The organism is Curtobacterium sp. MCBA15_016 (assembly GCF_001865105.1).
Lineage (GTDB): Bacteria > Actinomycetota > Actinomycetes > Actinomycetales > Microbacteriaceae > Curtobacterium.
In genome coordinates this window covers 158693-182428 of record NZ_MJGR01000034.1, presented here as the reverse complement: position 1 = coordinate 182428, position 23736 = coordinate 158693, and the positions used below count along the sequence as shown (strand labels likewise).

Here is a 23736-nt window from a genome sequence, read left to right as displayed (position 1 = left end):
GGAAACGAACCACACGACCAGGACCAGCACCAGGAGGCGAGTCACCGCAGGGATGGCACTCGTCGCGGCCGGTGCCGTCGTGATCGGACTCGCGCAGCAACCGAGCGCGTCCGAAGCGGCGACCACCTCGCTGACCAAGATGCCCACGGGCACGGTGGTGTCGAACGGTCGGACGTGGAAGCAGACGTACGCCGAGGACTTCTCCACCGCTGCACCGCGCGGCAGCGTCCTCAGCAAGTACCCGGGCCTCGGGGCCTACGACGGCTACCGCGACACGAGTGGTCGCGGGCTCTACGCACCGGACAAGGTGCTGAGCGTCAAGGACGGCAAGCTCGACTTCTGGGTGCACTCGGAGAACGGGCAGCCACTCGTCGCCACGGTGCTGCCGGACAACTACCGCGCACACACCACGGGTCGGGTGTCCATCCGCTACAAGACGACGGACACCCCGGGCTACAAGTTCGTCGGGATGCTGTGGCCGACGGACGACGACTGGAACAAGGGCGAGGTCGACTGGCCCGAGGGTGACCTCGGCAGCACGGCTCGGCCCGCGTCGGCGATCCCGGGATCGATGCGGGACGGGATGATGTCGTTCGACGGCAGCGTGCAGAAGCCGACCAAGTCGGCCCAGAGCAGCGGCTACCACGTGGCGACCACCGAGTGGGACCACGGCGTGGTCCGGTTCTACTGGAACAACTCGCTCGTGTCGGTCACCCGCAAGGCGGTCCCGACGGACCCGATGCGGGTCACGCTGCAGGCGGAGACCGCCATCGGCGGCTCCGTGCCGGCGTCCGCGAGCGGACACGTCGACATCGACTGGGTCTCGATCTGGGACTGACCGAGTGAAGGACTGGAGGCGCGGTGCCAGCTGGTACCGCGCCTCCAGTCCGTGGTCCTCGCGTCCACGTCCTTGCATCCTTCGGAGGAACCCCGCGGAGTGCGTCCCTTCGCCGGTCGTCCGTCGGACGCCCCGTTCGTAGCGTCGATGCCATGACGATCACCACCGAAGACCGGCACACCGCCGGCACCGGCACCGCCCGTCGGACCGGGGTCCGCGGGGTCATCACGCGGCACCCGCTGGCCTCCTTCGCCACCCTCGCCCTCGGCCTCAGCTGGCTGGCGTGGATCCCCTACATCCTGTCGCCGCACGGCCTCGGCGTCTGGGACCTCCACTTCCCCGAGTTCCTCGGCACGGCGCAGTTCACCGGCGTCCTGCCGGGAGCCTTGCTCGGCCCCCTCGGCGGTGCCTTCCTCGTGACGGCGATCGCCGACGGCCGCCCCGGACTCCGCCGCTGGGTCGGTCGGCTCTGGCGCTGGCGGGTCGCCTGGTACTGGTACGCCCTCGCCCTCGTCGGCGTGCCCGCGATCATCGTCGCCACCGGGCTGCCCTTCGCCGGCGGCCAGGTGCAGGCGCCGAGTGCGCTCGCGCTGCTCGCCCTCGTTCCCGGCCTCGTGGTGCAGCTCTTCTCCACCGGGCTGTCCGAGGAGCCCGGCTGGCGCGACTTCGCCCTGCCGCGACTGCAGGAGCGGTTCGGCCCGCTGGGCGCAGCCGCCGTCCTCGGTCCGCTGTGGGCGCTCTGGCACATGCCGCTCTACCTCAGCGACTGGGGCGGGTGGCCGGACGCGCACTGGACGGAGCCGGTCGTGTTCGCCGTGTTCACCATCACCTTCAACGTCGTGATGACGTGGGTGTTCAACCGCACCGGCGAGAGCCTGCCCGTCGCCCTCCTCCTGCACGTCGGCGTGAACAACACCATCTCGACGCTGTGGGCCGACATGCACCCGGGGATGACCGCCGGCACGATGATGCACGGCCTCGCGATCGTGTCGACCGTCGCGGCCCTCGTCCTGCTCGTGGTGACACGGGGGCGGCTCGGCTACCCCGGCGGCGGACGCGGCGGCAGCGGCCGCACCGGCGGCACGCCCCGACTCGTAGGATCGAACGATGGCACCCGCTGACGCGCCCGACCGACGCGACGAACGCGGCGTGCCCACTCCGCACGGACGTTGGACCGACCTGCTCGTCGCCGCCGGCACCGCCGTGGTCACGCTCGGACTCCTGCTCGGCCTGCCGCCACTCGACGCCATGGACCCGGACACCACGGACACGATGGGAGCAGGCCCCGGGTTCCCCGATGTCGGCGGGACCGCGTGGACCCTCCTCGCGATCACCCTGGTCGCCCAGTCGGCCCTGCTGCTCGGCGCCCGCCGGGCACCCCGCTCCGTGCTCCTCGCCGTCGGTGCGCTGCCGATCCTCCTGGCCCTCGTGTCGACGAGCGCCGCGTTCGGCCTCACCGCGCTGCCCGTCGTCGTGGCCGTCGTGCTCGCCACGCTCCGGGTCCCGCTCCCCCGCCTCTGGCCGGCCGTCGCGGGATCGGCGGTCCTCGTGGCGGTCGGCACGGGGACCACGTGGGCCCACGGCTCCGGCGCGATGCGGAGCGGCGTCGTGTCCGGGCTCGGCGCGTCGGCCGGGCAGGGCGTGCTGCAGGCCGTCGGTGCAGTCGGACTCCCCCTCGTGGTGACGCTCATCGTCCGATCCCGCCGCGAGCTCCGGGCCGCACGCCGGGCCGAGTCGGACGCCCGCACCGCAGCAGCCGACGCCCGCACCGCGGCAGCCGACGCCCGGACGGCCGAAGCGGCGGCCCTCGCCCGGGAGCAGGACGCCCGCGTCGAGGCGGCCGTCTCCCGCGAACGCGCCGCGATGGCCCGCGAGCTGCACGACATCGCGGCCCACCACCTGTCCGGGATCGCCCTGATGTCGGCCGTCGTCGACCGGCAGATCGACACCGACCCGGACGGCGCGCACGAGGGTGTCCGGCAGGTTCGCGAGCAGAGCACGGCCGTCCTCGAGGACCTCCGCCGCCTCGTCGGACTCCTCCGCGACGACACCCCCGCCGAGACCGTGGTCGAGACCGTCGCCGGCATCGTCGACCTCGTCGAGGCCGCCCGCACGCGCAGCGCGGTCGAGCTCACCGTGCAGCCGGGCGACCACCCGCTGGCGGACGGCATCGGTCCGCTCACCCAGCTCGTCGCCTACCGCACCGTGCAGGAGGCCCTCGCCAACGTCGCGCTCCACGCCGCCGGCGCACCGTGCCGGGTGACCGTCGACGACCGCGATCCCGACCACCTGACGGTCCGCGTCGAGAACGGGGTGCCCACCGCACCATCCGTCGGCAGCTCGCCGTCGGGTGGGAACGGACTACGCGGCATGCGCGAGCGGGCAGAACTGGTCGGGGCGCGCCTCCAGGTCGGACCCACCGGTGACGGTGGCTGGACGGTCGAGCTGGTGACGGCTCGGGAGGCGCGACCCGACGCCGACACGTCGGCCCACGCGCCGGAGGTGGCCGGGTGATCCGCGTGCTGGTGGCGGACGACCAGCCGCTGGTCCGCGCCGGTGTCTCCGCCCTGCTGTCCGCCGAACCGGACATCGAGGTCGTCGGGGTCGCCGCCGACGGCGGCGAAGCCCTCGCACTCGCCCGGAGCACCCGGCCCGACGTCGCGTGCCTCGACATCCGGATGCCGGTGCGGAACGGCATCGAGGTCACGCGCGAACTCTGCGCGCCCGGGGCCGACCCCGCGGTCCCGGTGCTCGTGCTCACCACGTTCGACCTCGACGACCTCGTGTTCGGTGCGCTCGAGGCGGGTGCGTCGGGCTTCCTCCTGAAGGACGCCGAGCCCGACGCGATCGTCGGGGCCGTGCGGCAGGTCGCCGCCGGGAACGGCACCATCGACCAGGCGCTCACCCGTCGTGTGCTGCGCGAGTTCGTCGCGCGGCGGAGCCTGCAGCCGGTGTCGGGCGACCGGGCGGACGAGGTCCTCACGGGTCGCGAGCGGGACGTGCTCCTGCTGCTCGCCCAGGGGATGTCGAACGAGGAGATCGCCGCCGCGCTCGTCGTCGAGGTCTCCACGGTGAAGTCGCACCTCGCCCGGATGCTGCCGAAGCTCGGGGTGCGGTCGCGGCTGCAGGCCGTGGTGTGGGCGTACCAGAACCGGATCGTGACGGTGCCGGACGGGTCCTGACGGTCTCGGCGCGTGCTCGTACGTCTGTTCGTGCTCGTGGCCGTGTTCTGCGCCGATGGTCAGGCGCGGCGGCGGTACCGGATGTGGGTCGTCAGCGGCGAGTGCAGGACCTCGACGGGCTCGAAGTCGAACGACTCGGCGCCGTCCTCGAAGATCCGCTCCCCGGAGCCGAGCAGCACCGGCGCGACGTCGAGCGTGAGTTCGTCGACGACCCCGGCGGCGAGCGCCTGGCGGACCGTCGAGGCGCCGCCGGCGATGTCGACCCCGGCGTCTCCGGCCGCCTCGATCGCGCGGGCGTAGGCGGCGTCGAAGCCGTCGGTGACGAAGTGGAAGGTCGTGCCGCCGTCGAGTTCGATCGGGTCGTGCGCCGTGTGCGAGAGCACGAAGACGGGTGCGTGGTACGGCGGTTCGTCGCCCCACCAGCCCGTCCAGTGGTCGGGCCGCTCGGTGCTGGGCGGCCCGAACATGTTCTGACCCATCAGGTACGCGCCGCGGGGTCGCATGAGCCAGCCCGCTGCCGTGCGGTCCGCCTCGCCGACGTCGGCGCCGGGCATGTGCCAGGTGTGGAGTTCCCCGCCCCGGCGTCCGAGGGGTTGGTCGAGGCGCTGGTCGGGCCCGGCGACGAAGCCGTCGAGGGAGATCGACATGTGGCAGGTGGTGTCGGTCATCAGGTGCGCTTCCGTTCGAGGGCTCCGGCTCGGTTGTGGGTTCAGGCTCGGACGTGTTCTGCGAGCACGTCCCGCACCGTCGTCCACCCCTCTGCACCGTACCGCTCGTCGTCGACGTGGCGCAGCGTGGCCTCACCGCTGAACATGCTGACGAAGTACTGCATGCCCTGCCACGCCGGGAACGGCTGGTCGTCGCCGGCCTTCGACAGGCGTCGTCCCACCCGGGCCATCGCCGAGAGCGTCGACGCGGTCCCCGCCCACTGCAGTCGGAAGGGGGTGCCGGTGAGCCGGGACATCGTGTCGGCGATGCTCCGCGAGGTCACCCGGTCCCCCGCGACCTCGACGAAGCGCGGTGCACCCGGGTCGAGCGCGACGAGGGCGGTGGTGCGGGCGACGTCGTCCTTCGTGGTGAAGTCGAGCACCTGGTCGGCCGAGGACCAGTAGAGCACCCGCTGTCGGTCGAACAGGATGAGCGGCGCCTGCCCGGTGAGCATGTCGGTGAACGCGCCGTTCAGCACCGACGTGGCCCGGATGCGTGCGGCGTCGAGGTCGGCGGCGAACTCGCGGCGCAGCTCGAAGTTCCGGTTCGTCCCCGGGGTGATGGACCGGTAGTCGGCGGCGTAGTCGGACGGGATGAACCGTTCGACGCCGGCGTCCACCGCTGCCCGGAGCAGGGCGCGCTGCGCGTCGACGATGACCGAGCGCGTGCCGCTCACCGCGGACACCACGACCTCGGCCCCGGCGAGCGCCGAGGTCAGCGCTGCGTGGTCGTCGTAGTCGGCACGGACCACCTCGACGTGGTCGTCGTCCTCGGTCGGTGCCGTCGCCGTGGACCCGGGGCGGGTCAGGACGCGGACGTGGGTGTCGTGCCTGCGGAGTGCCCGGACGATGCGTCCGCCGAGGTCACCGGTCGCGCCGGCGACGAGGACGGTGGTGGTCACGCCTTCTCGACGTCGGAGAAGAGCCCGGTGAAGGTCGCTCCGGTGGCGCCGAGCTGGCCGAAGAACGTGCCCGCTTCCTCGCCGGCGACGGCTGCCGAGGCGTCGTCGTAGGAGTCGAAGTACAGGTCGAGCGTCCGGTGCGCCGGGGTGGGCGTGCCGTCCTCCTTCGGCCAGACCTTGCCGGCCTCGAGGCGGCGGAGCTGCGGCAGGGCGCCGGCTGCTTCCTCGAGTGCGGGGTACGCCTGCTCGAATGCCGCGGGGTCGGCCGGGTTGTCGATGATGAGGGTGATCTTGGTCGTCATGGGGCCAGTGTTCTCCCTCGTCGCTGTCGCCGTCCGGAAGGGTCGGATCTCGTCGCTGCGCGCCCGCTCGTCGCCGTCGCGTTCGACTGGTCACCGGATGGTTCGGGGAGGTTCTGGTCCGCGATGCGACGCCGACTCGTGCGGTACGGCTGGCCCGAGCGAGCCCTCGGTCGCCCGCCTCGGTGGCCGATCGGCTGACGAGCCGAGCTCGCAGGCCCGTGGCTGGTCACGGCGAGTGTCAGACGCCCACCTGCCCAGGCGGACCGCGGGCTGGCCGACCGGTGGAGCAGCTCCCCCTCTCGGTGGATGCGCGGGATCTCGCGCAGCTGTCAAGCTCCGACCGGCGCGCCGCGTCGTACCGATGAGGGAATCGAACGTGAACACGAGAACACACGCACTTCGACGCACGGCCTTCGTGAAGACCGCCCGGAACAACTGCAGTTGAGGTGCAACCGATGTTGCTGAAGTTCATCCCGATCCCGATCATCATCCTCGGCTTGATCGGTTTCCTCGCCGACATCAGTTGGTGGTTGCTCGCCATCCTCGGAGCCGCCTCGGCACTCGCCCTCATCGCCGGGGACGCCCTGATCGCTCGACGCAAGCGGCAGACGTCAGCACGCCGTTGAGACAACGAGAGCCCCAACACCCATCGGTGCTGGGGCTCTCGCTTCTCCACACCGCAGCGTTCCTCGAATGCGAATCCGGTCGGAGTAGCGCAACTCAGCGTGACACTCATCACCAGAACGCCCCGCCCCGCCTACCGAACACGCGTGCGGGAGAGGATCGGCTAACGGGGCGCGATGTGCGCGACTGCTCCCGGCCTTGCTCGGTAGCGTAGGAACGGTGCCCCGATCGAAGCTTGCATTGTCTCCGATGACTCAGCGTCAAACACGACTGTCTCGCGCGTGCGTCGCAACGACCGCGAATGTCGCCCGATGACGGTTGCTCTCGGGATCCTGGCGGTGGTGGTTTGTTTCGCGCTCATCGTCGTGCGCGCCACTCGATGGGGCAATGCCGCTCGTGATCGAGTTGAGGGAAAAGCCCGGAAGCCCATCACTCCGGGGACCTGGGTCGTGTTCGGGATCGTCCTCGCTCTCGCGGCGACCTCGCTCGTTGTACAGCTTGTGAGCAACTAACGCTTTGCCATCGGCAGCGCTGGTCCGACAGAGAGGACCGGTCATGGACCCGTGGAACGGGGGCACCGACGTCTCGTTGAACGATCGGCTATCGAACGTCCCGTTCGTCGCTTCGCTGTCGCCACTCGCCGCCAGCGTAGTCAAGCGTGTACAGCCCACTGATCGTGAGTGGAGAGATCGCCAGGAACACGATCATCGAGTCGACGCGGAACAACAGGAGCGCAGCGACACCCAGGAGAACGACCCCTACGAGCACCAACGTCCATAGCGGGAGGCGTCGACCTGATCGCCCAAGAGTCGTCGTGTTGGTGAAGCTATCCGGAGGTGGCCGGTAGCGGATCGGCTTACGTGCCCCTCTGTGGTCAGAGCCACGAGGATCGGCCACACTGGTCGGGTGCGTCTCGATACCGTACTGACCGAGGCGGACGTCCCCACCGTCCGAGCTGAGGTTGCTGCGCTCCGGCTCCCGGGACGTCGACTGGCGCGAGGCGTGACCACGCGACGCGACGGGCGTAAAGGCCCCTCGCAGTTTCAAACCGTCGTCGACGAGCGGAACAAGAGCTGGACGTTCGACCAGCAGGGGTATGCGCACCGCGACCGCTACCAGGACGGCGTCCTCCACACCGTTGACGGGTCTTCGGAAGTCAGCTTCGCTCGCAGCGGCACGGTTGCCTCTCCCGTCCGCCTGCTCACCCCTGAGTTGCTCCTCCTCTGGGGCTCACCCGCGAGCTACGCCCCGGTGCTCGTCCAGCGCGTCAGGGGTCATTGGCTGCTCTTCACGTTCGAGCACGAGCTCGACCCCGCACAACGCACGACGCTTGTCATCGACGAACGTGACGGAGTCGCCTACCGCTCGTACGGAGTGGATCAGGTCACGGTGATCACCGAGCTCCGCATCTTGGACGACGACGAGTCGATGCCTCCGCGCCCGCGCTTCCCGCGATTGCAGGAGTGGCCCCGGCTCGAGTACTGAAGCCACGCGCCTGTGGCGGCGACCGGTTGCCGATCAGATGTCGAGACCTTGCTCAGGGCCCGACGCTTGTCCGACCAGTCATCCGGATCGCACATGGGTGACAGGATGCTGGTCATGCCGACCATGAATGCGCTTCTTGTCATCGATCTGCAGCGGGGCGTGATGAGGAACTGTTTCGACGCGGAGGGTGTGCTCGCGCGGACCGCCCGACTCGTTGATCGTGCCCGAGCAAGCGATGTGCCTGTCGTGTGGGTGCAGGATCACGACGACTTCGCGGAGGGGTCCGCAGACTGGCAACTGGCGGCGCCGCTGGAGCGGCGATCGAACGAGCCACTGGTGAAGAAGGCGTACCGGGACTCGTTCTCGGACACGGACCTCGACGAGGTCCTGGATCGCTTGGGCGTGCGGCATCTCGTCGTCGCGGGTGCGCAGAGCGACTACTGCATCCGGACGACGACCCAGGCCGCGGCCGCGCGCGGCTTCGACGTGACGCTCGTGTCCGACGCACACACGACGACGGACGCAGAGCACGACGGTGTCCGCATCAGTGGGGAGCAGATCATCGCCCACACGAACATGTACTTCGGCGGGCTCAGGTACCCCGGCCGGCACTACGCCGCCGAGCGACACGACCGAGTGGAATTCGCGCCCGGTCCCTGACGGATCGGCTACCGGATGAGCTCCTGGATCACATCGAGGCCGTCGCGGCAGCGCTGGACGTACCCGGCGTACAGATCCGCACGGTTGTCGAGCGCCCAGCGGGTGACGTCGACGAGGTGCAGAGCGGTCGTCATCGCGAGTTCATCCCGCGCCCGGTCCGAGCCGAGACCGGCGGCTTCCACGAAGTCGTCGTAGTCCTGCCGATCGACCGATTCGTCGATGAAGCACCACTCGAAGACCCGCCGAGCGTCGGTCCAAGGCGTTGGTCCGGTCTCGGCGCCGCCCCAGTCGATCAGGACGGGCGGTGTCTCCGGGCCGCGTGAGATGAGGTTGCGGGGCGCGAGGTCGCCGTGTGCCAGGCCGTGTTCGTAGGTCCCGCTGGCCAGGTGGGCGAACATGCGATCGACGACTGCTCGTTGCTCGTAGGCGCCGTCTTCGAAGAGCACATCATCCGGCCCGAGGGAAGTGCGGTTGTAGTCGAGGTGCGCGGCCCACGCGGTGTCGAGGTCCTTCCCGAATCGGGAGTAGAGGGACAGTGGGGCGTCGTGCAGGGGCACCCTAGCGACCGTGCGGGCGTAGGCGCCGAGCCACGACCACGGCCGCAGGACCGCGCGGTCGTCAGGGGCGACGTAGGTCGACAACGAGAACGGAACCCCACCCTCCACTCCGTGAGCGAGGGGTTCCGCAGTGGCGATGCCCGTTCGGGCGGCAGCGTCCGCCGCCCAGGCCTCGACTGGGAACTCATCGGCACGGAGCGGATCGACCGGGTACCGCAGAACGACGGGGTTGCCTCCTGCGCGTTCGACGCGGAACGTGTGGTTGACCGTGCCGCCCGGGAGCGGTTCGAGACGTGTGGGCGTTCCACCGATGCTCCGCATCACCGCGTTGAGCCAGGCGTCGTCGACCATGGTGGTGTCCACCCTCCCATTGTGATGCGGATGGAGCCCGCAGCTGCGGGCCGACCGGTCGTCCGCCCGCACTCCTCTGGGTGGCGGCTGAGCGCGAGACGCGGACGGCCAGCAAGATGGATCGGACCACGCGAGCGCGGCGGTCGGAGAGGACACCGTGACGAACGACATCAGCGATGCCGGACTGCAGGCAATGATCGACCGAGCCGGGCAGATCACCGCCGACGAGGCAGAGTCGCTCGACATCGCGTGGAAAGCCGACGAGGCGATCCTGCTGCCGGAACCGAGTGCCTCCCTCGCGATCCAGGGAGGCGCTGACGGGCGGATGGTCACGAACGCCGACCTCGTGGCCGCTTGGCAGCACGCGCTCGAGGCCGCTGGCGCAGCGGGACGCGTCAAGGAGATCGAGGCCGCGCAGGAGGCTGGACGCGCGGTGCGACACTCGGAGGCGCACCTCCGGGATCGTGCGGGCGCCGAGGAAGCAGTCCGATCCGCGGTGCTCGCGAGCGGGGTACGCGACCTCGTCTCGGACGACGAGTACGCCACGCTGACGGCCGTCTGGCGCAAGGTGCTCGGGGAGGTCTGACCCGTCGGCTGCTCGCGCTCCACCGAGAGCCTCTCGCCGCCTGGTGTGGAGCCGGCGGATCAGGGGCGAGCGACGCCGCTGAAGTCCGGGGAGCCGTCCGGCGCCGCCGGCACCGGCGTCCCGTCGACGTAGCGCGGCCACGCGAGCGCGCGGGCGCCGTCCGGTCGACGTTCGTAGAGCAGACCGTCGCTGCCCGTGACCGTCAGCGCCGTTTCATGGGTCGTCGAAGCGCCGTCCGCTCGGGCCGACCGGGCCGCCTCAGCCGGAGGCACCTCGTGGTCGACGAGCCGCCCGGATGCCGCTGGAGGGACGGCAGGTCCGGGCACGCTCGTCCACTCGCCGACGGGCGGAACGGCTGCAGCGTGCTTCTCCGAGCCCGACACCCCCGTGGGCTCCACCACCGGTGGCGTGGTGGAGGCCGCACCTTCCGGCGTCGAGGACGGTCGTGGCCACACGGCTGCGGACGGCTCGGAGGACCCACCCTGGCCCCCGCGGTCGTGGTCACGCGGTCGGAACAGCGCGTTGCTCAGCGGCACGACGACGGTTCCGAGCAGGTCGAGGATGACCACGACCCACACCAGTCGCCAGAACCCGCTGGCGAGGTCGAGGTCGGGAGCGAGGAGGGGCACCGACAGCAGCAGGGCGAGGAGCGCGATCACCCCGACGGTCGCCTTCGCGACGAGCTGCAGCAGCGGGGTCGGGTACCGCCGGTGGATGACGAGGAGCAGGTGCACGTGCAGCAGCGCGAAGCGTGCGACGAACACGATGCCGATCCACTGCATGAACCGTTCGCCGACGAGCCAGATCCCGTCCCCGCCGAGCGGGTCGACCGGCACGATCCAGACCTTGGCCAAGCCGGTCACGAGCAAGTACAGCGAGACGACGATGCTCGCGAACGCAAACCTCCCGGACCGCCGCGACGACACGTCGGCGTCGTACCAGGACAGGAGCGCGAACACGACGACCACGACGACGGTCAGCAGGAGTTGCACGGCGACCCGGCCGAAGTCCCCGAGGAGCACCGCGACGATGCCGACCAGGCCGGCAGCGACGACGGCACCGATGATCGTCCGGAACACCAGTGGACGGACCCGCGCCCACCGTGGGTCGATCGTGCCCGTCACCACATCCGTACTCGCCATGCGCGCCCTCCCTCACGTCGATGTCCCCGAACACTAGCGGCGCTCGACCGTCCGCACAGCACCGTGAACGGGGGCCGCTCGGTTCGCGCACGGCCGTCCCTTCGACCATCGGTCAGTGATCAGATGCCCGTGACGCTGTGCGCTCGGAAGAAGTATCCGTCCTGTCCGGCAGGGTAGGGCTCCACCGCGAACCGCACGGCCTGGCCGGTCCGCAGCGAGAGGAAGCCGGGACCATCCAGGACGGAGAAGTGCACGAAGACGTCAGACTCGAGCGCTTCCGAACGGAGGGCGCCCCAGCCGTCGTCGTCACTCCACCGAACACAAACGCCTTCGACGACCTGCACGACCGCAACGTACCGCGTGGAGGCGTCCGGCTGCCGAACGGCTACCGAAGGTCAACCACAGCGGGATCATCGGTCGAGGCCGTCCACGCCTGTCGGCGACCAATCGCTGCCCCGTCCGCTGGCGCGCGGGTCGGCGACCACGCTGCTGGTGACCTCCGACATCGCCCGCAGCGAAGTGAGGCCTACGGACCCGGCCCGGCTCGAACGGGCAGCCACCCTCGCCGTGCTGCGGGCAGGACGCACCCGTACCGGGTAGATGCGCCTTGGACGGGCTCGCGTGGAGCCTACAGCCACTCAGCGAGCAGTCGTTCTGGGTCCTGTCGGCGGGCATCTGTGCGAACTAGCGGTCGTCGTGACCGTCGGCGCGCTCTGTGCTCGCCCACGCGGACGAGCGGTAGCGGGGCGCCGAGCAGCTGACTCCAGCCCTTTCGACGACCGATCCGCTTGCGCGACGACGCAGCGGGTAGCGTTGGCCTGGTGGGTGCTCTCTGGATCGGGCTGGCGGCCGTGGTCTGCCTTGCTTGGGGCAGTGTCCTGCTCACCTTCCCCGAGCCGATCGCACGGTTCTCTCGGACAGTGCAAGGCGAGTTCTGGGGAGGTCAGTTCACCCCGGAGTTGTCGAGGTTCATCGGGTGCGGTTTCGTGCTCGGCGGTGTGGTGGTGGCAGTGACGCTGCTCGTGCACATCCTTCGTGGTTGAAGGAACGCCTCTTCGGAGGAGTTCCCACCGAGCCAGGTCGGTCGTCCGAGCAGTCAGCTGTCGAGTGCGATGACCATGACGCCCCACGACGAGCACTTCACAAGACGACCGAGACACCAGATCAGCGCAGGTGCACGAGTCCAGCGCGCGTCGGGAAGAACCCGCAGGCCCCCTCGTAGAACGGCACCATGTCCTCGCCGTAGTCGACGAACAACCACTCGCAGCCGGCAGCCCGGACCGCGTCCACCGCGAAGCGGACGACCGCGGTCCCGAGGCCCTGGTGCTGACGAGACGGATGTGTCTTCGTGTCGATGAGGAACGCGTGGTCGGCACCGTCCCACGCGACATTCACGAATCCGACCAGGGCCCCGTGCGTGTCCCGGGCCGCGACCCAGCCGAGCGAGTGCGGGCGGACCCGATCCCACCAACCGGGCTCGGGCGTCCCCCCGTGCGCCGCGGTGAGGTCCACGAGCTCCTCGTCGCCGATGATCGAACGCCAGGTCAGGGTCACGTCCAGGTGGTGCATCGTCCCAAGCTCCCACGAGAGAGTCGGCTGCACCAGGGGCGTCATCGCGGACCGGCGTTCGACCGACCACTCTCGGAGCGGCCGTGCGAGGATCGGAGCCGTGGGGGAAACGAGAGTGTTGCCAGCGGACGCGCCCGAGGTCGCGGAACTCGAAGCGCAGGGCTGGAGCGTCACCGCTCGGTCGTTCGGCGCGCAGCTCGACGCCGACCGGATCGACCGGCGGCGGCTGCAGGCGCTCGTGGACCGCACCGCCGACATCGGTGCGACGCGGCCGCTCGGTCCCGACGACGTCGACGCGGTCCTGCGGCTCGACGCGCTGACGGCCCACGACTACCCCGGCGGCGTCGCGACCCAGCACGAACCGCTCGACCGCGGGGCAGCGACCCCGACGACGTCGAGGCCCGCGTTCGGCACGGTCACGCCGGCCGGCGAACTCGTCGCGATGACGTTCGTCGACACGGGCGGGCCCCACGCGGAGACCCACTTCACGGTCGTGCACCCCGGCCTGCGCGGCCGCGGGCTCGGACAGGCGGTCAAGGCTGCGTCGGTGCTCGCCTTGGCGGACGCGGGCACGACCCGGTTCCGCACCGGCGGTTCCGCGGAGAACACCGCGATCACGGCGGCGAACGCCGCCCTCGGCTACGTCCGCGACGAGGAGTGGGTGACACTCGAGCCGCGCCCGCGGTGAGGACGTGGGCACCGTCGGACGGGAGGCGCGGGTCGGGCCCGCACCGCGCCTCACGTCCGTCAGACCAGCCGCTGGGCGATGCTGCCGACCGGTCCGTCGAGCACGGCCTCGTCCTGGTCCAGCTCAGCTCCGCGACGACGCGTTCGGTTCCCAGAACTGGAGCCGGTTGCCGAACGGGTCGATGACGAGCATCGTCCGTCCCCAATCGTTGGAGTCGAGGCCGGGCCGGGACCGCGGGTGCCGCTGCGCGAGCAGGACGTCCCGGTAGGCGGCGACGTCGTCCACGACGAGCATGACGGCCCCTCCCGGTGTGGCGTCACCGTGGTGCTCGGTCAGGTGCAGCACCTTGCCGTCGAGCGACACCTGCGCGTACACGGGGAGGTCAGGTTCGAACCGGTGTTGCCATTCCCACTCGAACCCGAGGTAGTCGCAGTAGAAGGCTCGGGCGACCGCGTGGTCGAACACCCGCAACACCGGGATGACCCTCGGCGCGCTGCGCTTCTCCGGGTCCTGCCGGTGGTGCAACGCGGCCAGGGTGTTCCAGTCACGGAGGCCTGCTGCGTGGGCGGCTGCTTCGAGCACCTTCGAGTGCGGGATGTCAGTACCGGTGCTGAGCTCGCGGGCGAGTCGCTTGGCTTCTTCGATCGTGATCACGATGTTCCAATCGCGCGATGGGGCCTGGTTCCTGCGTTGCCAGGGATCGCGGAAGGATCGAGATCGACCGGAAGAGGATCGTTCGTCGGTGTTCACCGGATGCAGGGGCTGGCCACCGGAGCCGACGTCAGCCTACCTCCGGGCGCGCTACCGGTCGAGGGTCGCGGAGCGCACGGCGCTCCGGTCGTCCGGTCGGCGTGCGCACCGACGGACGGGAGGCGCGGGTCGGGCCCGTACCGTGCCTCCCGTCCCTCAGACCAACCGCTGGGTGATGCTGCCGACCGGTCCGTCGACTACGACGTCGGCGAGCGCGCCGTTCACCAGCGGCATCTGCGGCGGCTGGTGGCCGGTGTCGAAGTCGAGCACCACGGGGATGCCGAGGTCGCCGAGTGCGTGCCGGACGGCCTCGTCCTGGTCCAGCTGGGGCACCGCCGCTCCCTCGGTGCGCCCGATGAGGACGCCGTTCGCGTCGTCGAACCAGCCGGCGAGCCGCAGCGACGTGAGCATCCGCAACGCGGTGACCGCGTTCGACTCCGCGACCTCGAGGTACACGATCGTGCCCTCCGGCGCGTCCCGCCGGGCGAAGCCGGGGACGTCGCCGTAGGGGGTTCCGGCGAGCAGTGACACGGTCTCGAGGCACCCGCCGATGAGGCGTCCGCGGATCGCGACCTGGGACGCGCCGTCGAGGGCGCGCCAGCGGGTCGGGGTGTCGTAGGCGCTGTCGCGGTCGAGGACCTCGTCGGCCCAGGCGCCCCACGGGCGGCTGCGACGACGCGGGGCACTGCGCTGCTCGACCGTGCCGGCGGCTGGGAGCGCTGCGACCTCGGTCCACCGGGCGAACTCGGTGGGGAGCTCGTACGGCTCGTCCATCAGGTTCGCACCGTGCAGGGTCGCCAGGCCCGTCATCGTCGTGAGCGGGAGGAGCAGGGTCGAGATGTCCGACCAGCCGGCGAACCAGGCGCGCGAGGCGGCGAGGGCGTGCCAGTCGACCGAGTGGACGAGTTCGATCGCGAGCTCACCGCCCCACGGCGGGAGGACGACGTCGGCGCTCCGGAACGCGTCGTGCAGGTCGGCGACGCGTTCGGTGACGCTGGCCGGGACGAGCCCCGGGGTGGTGGCGTGCGGCCGCACGTGCACGCTGAGTCCGCGTGCCGTCAGGGCGTCCACGCCGTCCTGCAGTCGGCCGTGCAGGTGCTCGGGGACGCCCATCGACGGTGCGGGGACCTCGACGCGCCCGCCGGCGACCAGGGGCCTCGGGTAGGTGATGCCCGCCATGCTCAGGCGGGGGCCATCCGACCGGCGCCGACCGGCAGCGGTCCGGCGCGGTACAAGAGCGACACGTCGGTCGCGGTCACGGTCCTGGTGGCTGCGCCGAAGCGCCACACGCGGTTGTAGAGGTAGACGCCGATGCGGGTGCCGCCGTCGTCCGGGACCGCCCACGTGCCGGTCCCCCACTGCGCCGGGTGGCCGACGCCGTCGATCGTCACGGTCGGTCGGGCGAACCAGGTGAGCATCGGGCGGGTGATCTCGAGTTCCACGCGACGCTTGGTCGTGCCGGACGGCTGTGTCGTTTCCACCGTCGCAGGATACGGGGCCGCCGCGCGCGACAGCCTGCCGGTCGGTCCGGACTCAGCCGTCGCGCATGTGCGCCGCGATCGCCGCGCGGTCGGCGGGGTCGAGCGGCGCCACCGGGTACCGGCTCGTGTCCTCACGGAACTCGTACCCGTCCCCGGAGGCGCGCGGGATGACGTGCAGGTGTGCGTGGGGGACGCCCTGGTCGGCCACGGAGCCGTTCGACATCACCAGGTTCGTCCCCTCGACGGCCGCGCCGAGCACCTGGCGCAGTGCACGGTCGGCGCGCTGGGCGACGAGGGCGAGCTCGGTGACCTCGCGGGTGTCGAGCGCGGCGAGGTCGCCGCGGACGACGACCTCGAAGGAGTCGTCCGCGAGGGCGGCGCAGAAGTCGCAGTCGTGGTCGTCGGTCATGCCCTCGACCGTACCGGGACGGATCGCGGTCGCCGGTTCCCGGACCGGCACACCGTCGAGGGGTGTAGGCCAGGAAGCACCTTGCAGGGAAGGTCGGTGGACGCTGTGGACATCATGTCAGGGAACCGTGCTCCGCACCGACGGCTGCGGACGGCCGTCGCCGTCCTCGGCGCCGTCGCGCTCGCAGCGGGGATCGCGGCCTTGCTGCTCCCGCACGCGACGCTCGTCGCCGTGGTCTGGGTGTTCGGCATCTACCTGGTCGTCGCCGGGGGCACGCTCCTCGTGCGCGCCGTCCCGGGCGGGGCGCCGGTCTGGCGACGCGTTGCGCTGGTCGTCGTCGGCGTGCTCGTCGTCGTCGCGGGGGTCTTCGCCATCGTGCACCCGCCCGTCGGCGCTCGGTGGCTGGCCTTCGCCATCGGGTTCGCGTGGCTGCTCGAGGGCATCACCCTGCTCTACGCGCCGGACACCGGCCACCGAGCGCTCACGGTCGTCGCGGCCGCACTGAGCTTCGTGAGCGGACTCGTCCTCATCACGCTGCCGGCACTCGGCGCGGTGTTCGTCGTCGCGGTGGTCGGCGGCGTCCTCATCGTCTCCGGCATCGTCCAGCTCGTCATCGCCACCACGTGGGGGAAGACCCCCGACACGAGGATCACCGAGAACACACGGAACACCGGGAACACAGGGAGCACGGGCACATGAGCACAGCAGCCATCGGACGCATCGTCGTCGGGTACGACGGATCGGAGCCGGCCGACGCCGCGCTCGAGCGCAGCCTCGGCCTCGCCGCACGACTCGGCAGCCCGGTCGAGGTCGTGACGTCCTGGCGGTGGCCGATCACCTGGAGCACCCTGCCGGTCGCGAACAGCTGGTCCCCCCTGCACGACGCCGAGGAGATCCGGCAGCAGGCCGTCGACCTCGTCGAGCGACACGGCCCGCTCCCCGTCGAGGTCACGACCCGCTCGGCGGAGGGCGGTACGCCGGAGGTGCTCCTCGACGCCGCGTCCGACGCCGGGCTGCTCGTCGTCGGCAGCCGCGGACGTGGTGGGTTCCGGGGGCTGCTGCTCGGCTCGGTGAGTGCTGCCTGCATCCAGCACGCGCCGTGCCCCGTGCTCGTGGACCGGGGGCGAGCGGCGACCGGGACGGACGACAGCGGTGCGTCCGGTGCCGGCGGGGCCGTCGTGGTGGGCATTGACGGCTCCCCCGAGTCCGGGCGCGCCCTGCGGTTCGCGATCACCCTGGCCCGCGGCCTCGGGCTCCCCGTCCGGACGATCACGACGTGGCAGTGGCCGGAGGCCCTCAACCGCGACGAACCCCCGTTCGACCACTGGTCCCCCGAGCAGGACGCCCTCTCGACCGCCTCCCCCGCGCTCGACGCCGCCGAGGACCTCATCGACGACGACGTCGACGTCACGTCCGACCTCGTCGAGGGCCGCCCCGCCGAGGCCCTGCTCGACGCGAGCCGCGACGCCGCACTCCTCGTGCTCGGCAGTCGTGGCCTCGGTGGGTTCCGCGGGCTGCTCGTCGGCTCGGTCACCCAGGAGTGCGCACAGCACGCGTCCTGCCCGGTGGTGGTCCACCGTTCGTGACGGACCCCGCCGGTAGGTTGACAGCGTGACGACGATCGACCTCAACAGCGACCTCGGCGAGGGCTTCGGCGCCTGGACGATGGGCGACGACCGGGCGATGCTCGACGTGGTCTCGTCGGCGAACGTCGCCTGCGGGTTCCACGCCGGCGACCCCGCGATCATGCTCGACACCTGCCGCCTCGCCGCCGAGCGGGGCGTCGCGGTCGGGGCGCACGTCGCCTACCGCGACCTCGTCGGGTTCGGTCGTCGCGCGGTCGAGGTCACACCCGAGACGCTCTACGCCGACGTCGTCCACCAGCTCGGCGCCCTGCTCGCCACGGCCCGGGTCGCCGGCACCGCGGTGACGTACGTGAAGCCCCACGGCGCCCTGTACAACACCGCCTGCGCCGATCCGGTCCAGGCCGAGGTCGTCGCCCGCGCCGCGGCCGACGTGGACCCGTCCCTCGCGGTCCTCGCGCTGCCGGACTCGGAGCTCCTCCGCGCAGCGACCGCCCACGGGCTCCGCGCCGTGTCCGAGGTCTTCGCCGACCGGGCGTACGAACCCGACGGGGCCCTCGTCCCGCGCAGCCGTCCGGGCGCCGTCCTGCACGACCCGACAGCGGTCGCCGACCGGGTCCTCCGGATGGTCACCGACGGCACCGTGACCGCGGTGGACGGCTCGGTCGTCCCGGTCCGGGCGGACTCGGTGTGCGTGCACGGAGACTCCCCCGACGCCGTCGCGATGGCCCGGGCGATCCGTGCGCTCCTCGACCGGCACGGGGTCGCGACCACCCCGTTCGCCCCCACACCGTGACCGCGCCGGCCGAGCAGGGCGGACCCGCCCTCGACGTGCGTCGCGCGGGTACCCGCGCGGTGCTCGTGACCTTCGGGACGCTCGCCGAGGTCACCGCGTTCCGCGCCGGACTCGAGGCCGAACCCGTGCCGGGCGTGACCGAACTCGTGTCCGGAGCCCGCACGCTGCTCGTCCGCTTCGACCCGGAACGCACCGATCCCACGCGGCTCGCACCGCGCCTCCAGGCCGTCGAACCCGTCGTGCCCACCGGAGCCGACGTCGGCGAGGTGACCACAATCCCCGTCACCTACGACGGCGAGGACCTCGACACCGTCGCCGCACTGGTCGGCACGACAGCCGCCCAGCTCGTCGCCTGGCACACCGGCCAGACCTGGACGAGCGCGTTCTGCGGCTTCGCACCCGGCTTCAGCTACCTCACCGGCTCCGTCCCGTCGCTCGACCTGCCCCGACGCACCAGCGCCCGCATGTCCGTGCCCGCCGGCAGCGTCGCGCTCGCCGGCGAGTTCAGCGCCGTCTACCCGCGCGCGTCGCCCGGCGGCTGGCAGCTCATCGGCCGCACCGACGTGGCGATGTGGTCGCTCGACCGCGACCCGCCCGCGCTCGCGCCGGCCGGCACCCGGATCCGGTTCGTCGACGCCGGCCGAGCATGAGCACCCTCACCGTCCTGCAGGTCGGCCCCGGCACGTCGACGCAGGACCTCGGCCGGCCCGGGTTCAGCGACACGGGCCTCGGCGCCGCGGGTGCCGCCGACCGCGGGGCAGCAGCACTCGCCAACCGGCTGGTCGGCAACCGTCCCGACGCGGCGGTCCTGGAGGCGCTGCTCGGCTCCGTCACGCTCCGCTCGGACGCGCACGTGGTCGCGTCCCTGACCGGCGCACCCTGCCCGGTGACGGTCGAGTCCGCGGACGGCCGGGTCCGCGGCGCGGCCTGCTTCGAGGTCGTCACGCTCGCACCGGGCGACGTGCTCCGGGTGGGTACTGCCACCGCGGGACTGCGCACGTACCTCGCGGTCCGCGGAGGCCTCGCCGTCGAACCCGTGCTCGGCAGCCGCTCGTGGGACTCCCTCGCGCGCCTCGGTCCGCCTCCCGTCACGGTCGGGGACGTCCTGCCGATCGGGGACGCCGCGGATGCCTGGCCGCTCGTCGACGCCGTCGCACCGCCACGCTGGTCGGCCGTGCTCGACGTCACCGCCGGACCCCGCGACGACTGGTTCACCCCGGAGTGGCGAACGGTCCTGGCCGGCCAGGTCCACCACGTCACCCCCGACAGCGACCGGGTCGGTGTGCAGACCACCGCTGCCCGGCCACTCGTCCGCGCCGTGACCCGCGAGCTGCCGAGCGAGGGCGTCGAGACCGGGTCGCTGCAGATCCCGCCGGCGGGCCACCCCGTCCTGTTCCTCGCCGACCACCCCGTCACGGGCGGCTACCCCGTCGTCGCGGTGCTCACCCCCGCGTCGGGCGACCGCGCCGCCCAGCTCCGACCGGGCGACGCGGTCCGCTTCCGCGTGCTCGACTGACTCAACCGGCGTAGCGCGGATCGGATGCGGGGTCGTACGGCTGCCATCCCCACGAGTCGTCGTCCGACGCCGGGGCGGGGTGCTCGTCCTGCCAGAGGACGTCGACCGCGGACCACTCCGACGCGCTGCACCAGTCGAGCACGTACGCGTCGTGGGCCGTCGGCGCCACGAACAACGACGACCTCGGGATCCGGCCCAGCGACTCCCCCCGTGCGGTCATGCACCCCTGCAGTCGGTCGAAGGCCGCGAGGTACTCGCTCCGGGTGACGACGCCGTCCTCGGTCGCCTGGTCCTGCGCCGCGCTCGCCGCGGGCATCGGGGGTGTGCGCAGCCAGCCGTACGACAGCGTCCACCCCAGGTCCCCCTCCACGCTGAGCCGGATCCGGTGCCCGGCGATCTCCGACGCCGCGTACGAGCCCGTGACGTGCGACCCGGCGGCGCACGACGCCTTGCCCCCGTCGACCCCGGACCCGCGCTCGGTGATCTCGCCGCTCCCGGTGCGACACGTGGCGACCCAGGTGAACGTGTCGGCACGGGCGGGAGCGCGTCCGACCGAGATCGTCTCGTCCGACGACCCGACCCGCCCGACCGGGCTGCCGACGACCCGCAGGTACGTCGCGCCCGACCCGCCGACGACCGTCGCGGCCTGGCTCTGCGCCTCGAGGGCGGCCGGGTCCGGACTCGCCGCCGCGGTGATCGCACCACCGGCGGCGGCGCCACCGAGGACGCACACCACCGCTCCCGCGATCGTCGCCGCCCGCCACCGTCGACGCCGCCGAGGTGTGTGCTCGACCGTGTCGACGAGCAATGCCCGCAGTGCCCGGTCGCGGTCGTCGGTGTCCCTGTTCGTGGAGGTGCTCATGATCGTGCTCCGTTCCGTTCGACGGCCGGCTGTGTCGTGGGCCTGCTCGCGGTGAGTGCCGCGGCGAGCCGGGTCCGTGCGCGGGAGAGGCGCGACTTCACCGTTCCCGGCGCGATGCCGAGTGCGGCGGCGATCTCCCGCTCGCTGTAGCCCTCGAGGACCGACAGCGTGATGATCTCCTGGTCGCGGTGCCCGAGCTGCCGGAGCGCCCGGACGGCGTCCCCGTCATCGTCCCGGTCCGCGTGGTCGGGGACGTGTTCGGGTGGCGGCAACCGGTCGAGCGCAGCCCGGTACCGCCGGGCCGCGCGGGTCTGGTTGCGGGCGACGTTGGTGGCCGTGACGAGCAGCCACGGCAGGAGCGACCCGTCGACCAGGCGGACCCGAGCCCGGTTCCGCCAGGCCTCGAGGAACACGATCGCGACCGAGTCGGCCGCGTCCGTGTCGACCGGCACGAGCCGCATGCAGTGTCGCTGCACCCGGTGGCGGTGCCGGTCGAACACCCGCCCGAACGCCTCGCCGTCACCCTCGAGCGCCATCGCCCAGTCCCCGCTGTCCATACCCTGCAGTGTCCGGGACGACCGGATCGGTTCCACCCCGCCGCACCGGTCGACGGCGAGTCCGGAACACCCCGCTGCCGGGTGCGGTTGCATCCGGCAACGACGACGAAAGGTGCACCATGTCGATGACCGTCCTGCTCGAGGTCCAGCTCCGGAGCGACCTCCCCACCGAGACCACCGAGGTCGCGATCCGGGAGACTCTCGCCCAGACCGGCGCGTTCGCCGGCAACGAGTCGCTCGAGGTCCTCGTCGACGACACCGACCCGTCACGGGTCGTCGTCGTCGAGCGCTGGACGACGCCTGAGGCCCACGACGCCTACGTCGCCTGGCGCGGCACGCCGGAGGGCGCGGCGAACACCCTCGCCGCCGTCGTCGCCGCCCCGCCGGTCACCCGTCGGTTCGGTCGGACGATCACGCTCGACTGACGCGACACCGCTGACCCGACCCCGCTCCGGTCGATGGTCCGCCGCGGGGATGGGACGATTGGGGCATGACCGCCACGCTCGTCGCCAAGGGACTCTCCGGCGGGTACGCCGCACGCACGCTCTTCGACTCCCTCGACCTCACCGTCGCCCCGGGGGACGTCATCGGCGTCGTGGGGGTGAACGGCGCCGGCAAGTCGACCCTGCTCCGACTCCTCGCCGGGGTGGACGAGCCGCTGGCCGGCACCGTGTCGCTCGCACCGACGGACGCGTTCGTCGGCTTCCTGCCGCAGGAGCACGAACGCCTCGCGGGTGAGACCGTCGCCGCGTACATCGCCCGGCGGACCGGGTGCGCCGAGGCCACCGCGACGATGGACGCCGCAGCCGCCGCGCTCGGCGACCCCGACGCCGGTGACGCCGCGGCGGACGCCTACTCGGCGGCGCTCGACCGCTGGCTCGCGGCAGGTGCGGCCGACCTCGACGACCGCATCCCCGTCGTGCTCGCCGACCTCGGCCTGGCCGTCGGGTCGGAGGAGGACGGCGTCGGGCCGGAGTCGCTCATGACCGCGTTGTCCGGCGGGCAGGTGGCCCGCGTCGGGCTCGCCGCACTGCTGCTCTCGCGGTTCGACATCGTGCTGCTCGACGAACCGACGAACGACCTCGACCTGGACGGCCTCGACCGGCTGGAGGGCTTCGTCCGTGGCCTCCGCGGCGGTGCCGTGCTCGTCAGCCACGACCGCGAGTTCCTGGCGCGCTCGGTGACCGCCGTCCTCGAGCTCGACCTCGCGCAGTCCACCAACCGGCTCTTCGGCGGCGGGTACGACTCCTACCTCGAGGAGCGCGAGATCGCACGGCAGCACAAGCGCGACGCCTACGAGGAGTACGCCTCCACCAAGGCCGACCTCGTGTCCCGTGCCCGGACCCAGCGCGAGTGGTCGAGCCAGGGCGTCCGGAACGCGATGCGGAAGAGTCCCGACAACGACAAGATCCGCCGCCGTGCCGCCTCCGAGTCGAGCGAGAAGCAGGCGCAGAAGGTCCGGCAGATGGAGTCCCGCATCGCCCGGCTGGACGAGGTCGAGGAACCGCGCAAGGAGTGGCAGCTCGAGTTCACGATCGGCAGTGCGCCCCGGTCCTCGGCGGTCGTCGCGACCCTGTCCGACGCGACGTTCACCCAGGGCGACTTCACGCTCGGGCCGGTCTCCCTGCAGGTCGACGGCGGTGACCGCATCGGCATCACGGGTCCGAACGGTGCCGGCAAGTCCACGCTCCTCCGGGCGCTGCTCGGCAAGCAGGCGCCGACGACGGGCACGGCGTCGCTCGGCTCCAGCGTCGCGGTCGGCGAGATCGACCAGGCACGCGCGGCCTTCACGGGTGAGCAGCCGCTGGCCGACGCGTTCGAGGCGATCGTGCCCGAGTACACGACGGCCGACGTCCGGACCCTGCTCGCGAAGTTCGGGCTGAAGGCGGACCACGTCGGCCGTCCGGCGAACGCGCTCTCCCCCGGTGAGCGGACGCGCGCCGGCCTCGCGCTCCTGCAGGCCCGCGGAGTGAACGTGCTCGTGCTCGACGAGCCCACGAACCACCTCGACCTCGCCGCGATCGAGCAGCTCGAACAGGCCCTCGACTCGTACGACGGCACCCTGCTCCTCGTCACGCACGACCGCCGCATGCTCGAGACCGTCCGCCTCGACCGGCAGTGGCGCGTCGAGGCCGGCCGCGTCACCGAGGCCTGACGCGCCCGGCCTCCACCGTGATCCGTAGGCTCGG

Annotated in this window: 30 protein-coding genes; 17 read left to right on the top strand and 13 right to left on the bottom strand. The window is 71.9% G+C overall.

The genetic code is table 11. The annotated features are described in order from the left end of the window. The first annotated feature begins 52 nt into the window (after positions 1 to 52). The 4 genes from BIV03_RS14685 to BIV03_RS14670 all read left to right on the top strand — a co-directional run bounded on the left by BIV03_RS14685 (position 53) and on the right by BIV03_RS14670 (position 4020). Entirely contained in the window at positions 53 to 838 is a 786-nt protein-coding gene (locus BIV03_RS14685) for a glycoside hydrolase family 16 protein (protein WP_071296215.1), read from the top strand. Positions 839 to 990: 152 nt separating this feature from the next. Then, positions 991 to 1959, top strand: coding sequence for a CPBP family intramembrane glutamic endopeptidase (locus BIV03_RS14680; protein ID WP_071296214.1), 969 nt, complete (start codon positions 991 to 993; stop codon positions 1957 to 1959). After that, a complete protein-coding gene (locus BIV03_RS14675; protein ID WP_071296213.1) occupies positions 1946 to 3352 on the top strand; it encodes a sensor histidine kinase in 1407 nt (468 codons plus the stop codon). The genes BIV03_RS14680 and BIV03_RS14675 overlap by 14 nt, the downstream gene beginning before the upstream one ends. Beyond that, positions 3349 to 4020, top strand: coding sequence for a response regulator transcription factor (locus tag BIV03_RS14670; protein WP_071296212.1), 672 nt, complete (start codon positions 3349 to 3351; stop codon positions 4018 to 4020). Before BIV03_RS14675 ends, BIV03_RS14670 begins: the two co-directional genes overlap by 4 nt. A 59-nt stretch (positions 4021 to 4079) precedes the next feature. Here BIV03_RS14670 and BIV03_RS14665 read toward each other — a convergent pair whose 3' ends face one another. From BIV03_RS14665 to BIV03_RS14655, 3 genes are read right to left on the bottom strand one after another with little or no spacing between them, the layout of a single operon-like run. Further along, positions 4080 to 4688: a dihydrofolate reductase family protein gene (locus BIV03_RS14665; RefSeq protein ID WP_071296211.1), complete on the bottom strand. Its 609-nt coding sequence runs from the start codon at positions 4686 to 4688 to the stop codon at positions 4080 to 4082. Between the two features lie 41 nt (positions 4689 to 4729). Beyond that, on the bottom strand, positions 4730 to 5629 hold the full coding sequence (locus BIV03_RS14660) for an NmrA family NAD(P)-binding protein (protein ID WP_071296210.1): 900 nt from the start codon (positions 5627 to 5629) through the stop codon (positions 4730 to 4732). Next, positions 5626 to 5931, bottom strand: coding sequence for a hypothetical protein (locus tag BIV03_RS14655; protein WP_071296209.1), 306 nt, complete (start codon positions 5929 to 5931; stop codon positions 5626 to 5628). Before BIV03_RS14655 ends, BIV03_RS14660 begins: the two co-directional genes overlap by 4 nt. Before the next feature lie 455 nt (positions 5932 to 6386). Here BIV03_RS14655 and BIV03_RS19800 point away from each other — a divergent pair, with 455 nt between their 5' ends. From BIV03_RS19800 to BIV03_RS14640, 3 genes are all read left to right on the top strand, one after another. Next, complete coding sequence (locus tag BIV03_RS19800; RefSeq protein WP_175475883.1) at positions 6387 to 6557, top strand: hypothetical protein; 171 nt, start codon at positions 6387 to 6389, stop codon at positions 6555 to 6557. 904 nt (positions 6558 to 7461) lie between these two features. After that, the gene (locus tag BIV03_RS14645) at positions 7462 to 8040 is read left to right on the top strand and encodes a hypothetical protein (protein WP_139202001.1); all 579 of its coding nucleotides are present in this window, start codon (positions 7462 to 7464) and stop codon (positions 8038 to 8040) included. A gap of 114 nt (positions 8041 to 8154) precedes the next feature. Continuing rightward, positions 8155 to 8700 carry a cysteine hydrolase family protein gene (locus tag BIV03_RS14640; RefSeq protein WP_071296348.1) on the top strand — a complete coding sequence of 182 codons (546 nt, stop codon included), beginning with the start codon at positions 8155 to 8157 and terminating at the stop codon, positions 8698 to 8700. A gap of 8 nt (positions 8701 to 8708) precedes the next feature. Here BIV03_RS14640 and BIV03_RS14635 read toward each other — a convergent pair whose 3' ends face one another. Then, positions 8709 to 9620: a phosphotransferase gene (locus BIV03_RS14635; protein WP_217637397.1), complete on the bottom strand. Its 912-nt coding sequence runs from the start codon at positions 9618 to 9620 to the stop codon at positions 8709 to 8711. Positions 9621 to 9765: 145 nt separating this feature from the next. Between BIV03_RS14635 and BIV03_RS19795 the strand changes: the two genes are divergently transcribed. Next, a complete protein-coding gene (locus BIV03_RS19795; protein ID WP_071296205.1) occupies positions 9766 to 10194 on the top strand; it encodes a hypothetical protein in 429 nt (142 codons plus the stop codon). Between the two features lie 59 nt (positions 10195 to 10253). Here BIV03_RS19795 and BIV03_RS14625 read toward each other — a convergent pair whose 3' ends face one another. Both BIV03_RS14625 and BIV03_RS14620 read right to left on the bottom strand, forming a co-directional pair. Next, positions 10254 to 11336, bottom strand: a complete 1083-nt coding sequence (locus tag BIV03_RS14625; RefSeq protein WP_139201998.1) for a hypothetical protein — start codon at positions 11334 to 11336, stop codon at positions 10254 to 10256. A gap of 119 nt (positions 11337 to 11455) precedes the next feature. Next, complete coding sequence (locus BIV03_RS14620; protein WP_071296203.1) at positions 11456 to 11680, bottom strand: cold-shock protein; 225 nt, start codon at positions 11678 to 11680, stop codon at positions 11456 to 11458. A gap of 477 nt (positions 11681 to 12157) precedes the next feature. On the opposite strand from BIV03_RS14620, the gene BIV03_RS14615 reads away from it, so the two are divergent. Beyond that, positions 12158 to 12379, top strand: coding sequence for a hypothetical protein (locus BIV03_RS14615; protein ID WP_071296202.1), 222 nt, complete (start codon positions 12158 to 12160; stop codon positions 12377 to 12379). Between the two features lie 121 nt (positions 12380 to 12500). Here the strand turns inward: BIV03_RS14615 and BIV03_RS14610 are convergent, their stop codons facing one another. Further along, positions 12501 to 12905, bottom strand: a complete 405-nt coding sequence (locus BIV03_RS14610; RefSeq protein ID WP_071296347.1) for a GNAT family N-acetyltransferase — start codon at positions 12903 to 12905, stop codon at positions 12501 to 12503. A 100-nt stretch (positions 12906 to 13005) separates the two neighbouring features. Between BIV03_RS14610 and BIV03_RS14605 the strand changes: the two genes are divergently transcribed. Further along, positions 13006 to 13593, top strand: coding sequence for a hypothetical protein (locus tag BIV03_RS14605; protein WP_071296201.1), 588 nt, complete (start codon positions 13006 to 13008; stop codon positions 13591 to 13593). A 123-nt stretch (positions 13594 to 13716) separates the two neighbouring features. On the opposite strand, the gene BIV03_RS14600 is transcribed toward BIV03_RS14605, so the two are convergent. The 4 genes from BIV03_RS14600 to BIV03_RS14585 form a co-directional block, all read right to left on the bottom strand. After that, on the bottom strand, positions 13717 to 14247 hold the full coding sequence (locus BIV03_RS14600; RefSeq protein WP_070416337.1) for a glyoxalase superfamily protein: 531 nt from the start codon (positions 14245 to 14247) through the stop codon (positions 13717 to 13719). A 252-nt stretch (positions 14248 to 14499) separates the two neighbouring features. Then, positions 14500 to 15522: a S66 peptidase family protein gene (locus BIV03_RS14595; RefSeq protein ID WP_071296200.1), complete on the bottom strand. Its 1023-nt coding sequence runs from the start codon at positions 15520 to 15522 to the stop codon at positions 14500 to 14502. Between the two features lie 2 nt (positions 15523 to 15524). Next, positions 15525 to 15824 (bottom strand): hypothetical protein, encoded by a 300-nt coding sequence (locus BIV03_RS14590; protein ID WP_254790914.1) that lies wholly within the window; start codon positions 15822 to 15824, stop codon positions 15525 to 15527. Positions 15825 to 15876: 52 nt separating this feature from the next. Next, positions 15877 to 16233: an HIT family protein gene (locus BIV03_RS14585; protein WP_139201997.1), complete on the bottom strand. Its 357-nt coding sequence runs from the start codon at positions 16231 to 16233 to the stop codon at positions 15877 to 15879. A 114-nt stretch (positions 16234 to 16347) separates the two neighbouring features. Here BIV03_RS14585 and BIV03_RS14580 point away from each other — a divergent pair, with 114 nt between their 5' ends. The 5 genes from BIV03_RS14580 to BIV03_RS14560 are packed head-to-tail and all read left to right on the top strand — an operon-like array spanning position 16348 to position 20128. Further along, complete coding sequence (locus BIV03_RS14580; RefSeq protein WP_139201996.1) at positions 16348 to 16932, top strand: DUF308 domain-containing protein; 585 nt, start codon at positions 16348 to 16350, stop codon at positions 16930 to 16932. Continuing rightward, positions 16929 to 17819, top strand: coding sequence for a universal stress protein (locus tag BIV03_RS14575; RefSeq protein ID WP_071296197.1), 891 nt, complete (start codon positions 16929 to 16931; stop codon positions 17817 to 17819). Before BIV03_RS14580 ends, BIV03_RS14575 begins: the two co-directional genes overlap by 4 nt. Positions 17820 to 17844: 25 nt before the next feature. Further along, entirely contained in the window at positions 17845 to 18612 is a 768-nt protein-coding gene (pxpA, locus tag BIV03_RS14570) for a LamB/YcsF family protein (RefSeq protein ID WP_071296196.1), read from the top strand. Then, positions 18609 to 19262, top strand: coding sequence for an allophanate hydrolase subunit 1 (locus BIV03_RS14565; RefSeq protein ID WP_217637396.1), 654 nt, complete (start codon positions 18609 to 18611; stop codon positions 19260 to 19262). Before pxpA ends, BIV03_RS14565 begins: the two co-directional genes overlap by 4 nt. Further along, complete coding sequence (locus BIV03_RS14560) at positions 19259 to 20128, top strand: biotin-dependent carboxyltransferase family protein (protein ID WP_071296195.1); 870 nt, start codon at positions 19259 to 19261, stop codon at positions 20126 to 20128. The genes BIV03_RS14565 and BIV03_RS14560 overlap by 4 nt, the downstream gene beginning before the upstream one ends. Before the next feature lies 1 nt (position 20129). On the opposite strand, the gene BIV03_RS14555 is transcribed toward BIV03_RS14560, so the two are convergent. Then, entirely contained in the window at positions 20130 to 20990 is an 861-nt protein-coding gene (locus tag BIV03_RS14555) for a hypothetical protein (RefSeq protein WP_071296194.1), read from the bottom strand. Then, the gene (locus BIV03_RS14550; RefSeq protein ID WP_071296193.1) at positions 20987 to 21547 is read right to left on the bottom strand and encodes an RNA polymerase sigma factor; all 561 of its coding nucleotides are present in this window, start codon (positions 21545 to 21547) and stop codon (positions 20987 to 20989) included. The genes BIV03_RS14555 and BIV03_RS14550 overlap by 4 nt, the downstream gene beginning before the upstream one ends. Before the next feature lie 119 nt (positions 21548 to 21666). Between BIV03_RS14550 and BIV03_RS14545 the strand changes: the two genes are divergently transcribed. Further along, the gene (locus tag BIV03_RS14545; protein ID WP_071296192.1) at positions 21667 to 21972 is read left to right on the top strand and encodes a putative quinol monooxygenase; all 306 of its coding nucleotides are present in this window, start codon (positions 21667 to 21669) and stop codon (positions 21970 to 21972) included. 65 nt (positions 21973 to 22037) lie between these two features. Beyond that, positions 22038 to 23702, top strand: a complete 1665-nt coding sequence (locus BIV03_RS14540; protein ID WP_071296191.1) for an ABC-F family ATP-binding cassette domain-containing protein — start codon at positions 22038 to 22040, stop codon at positions 23700 to 23702. Positions 23703 to 23736 lie beyond the last annotated feature (34 nt).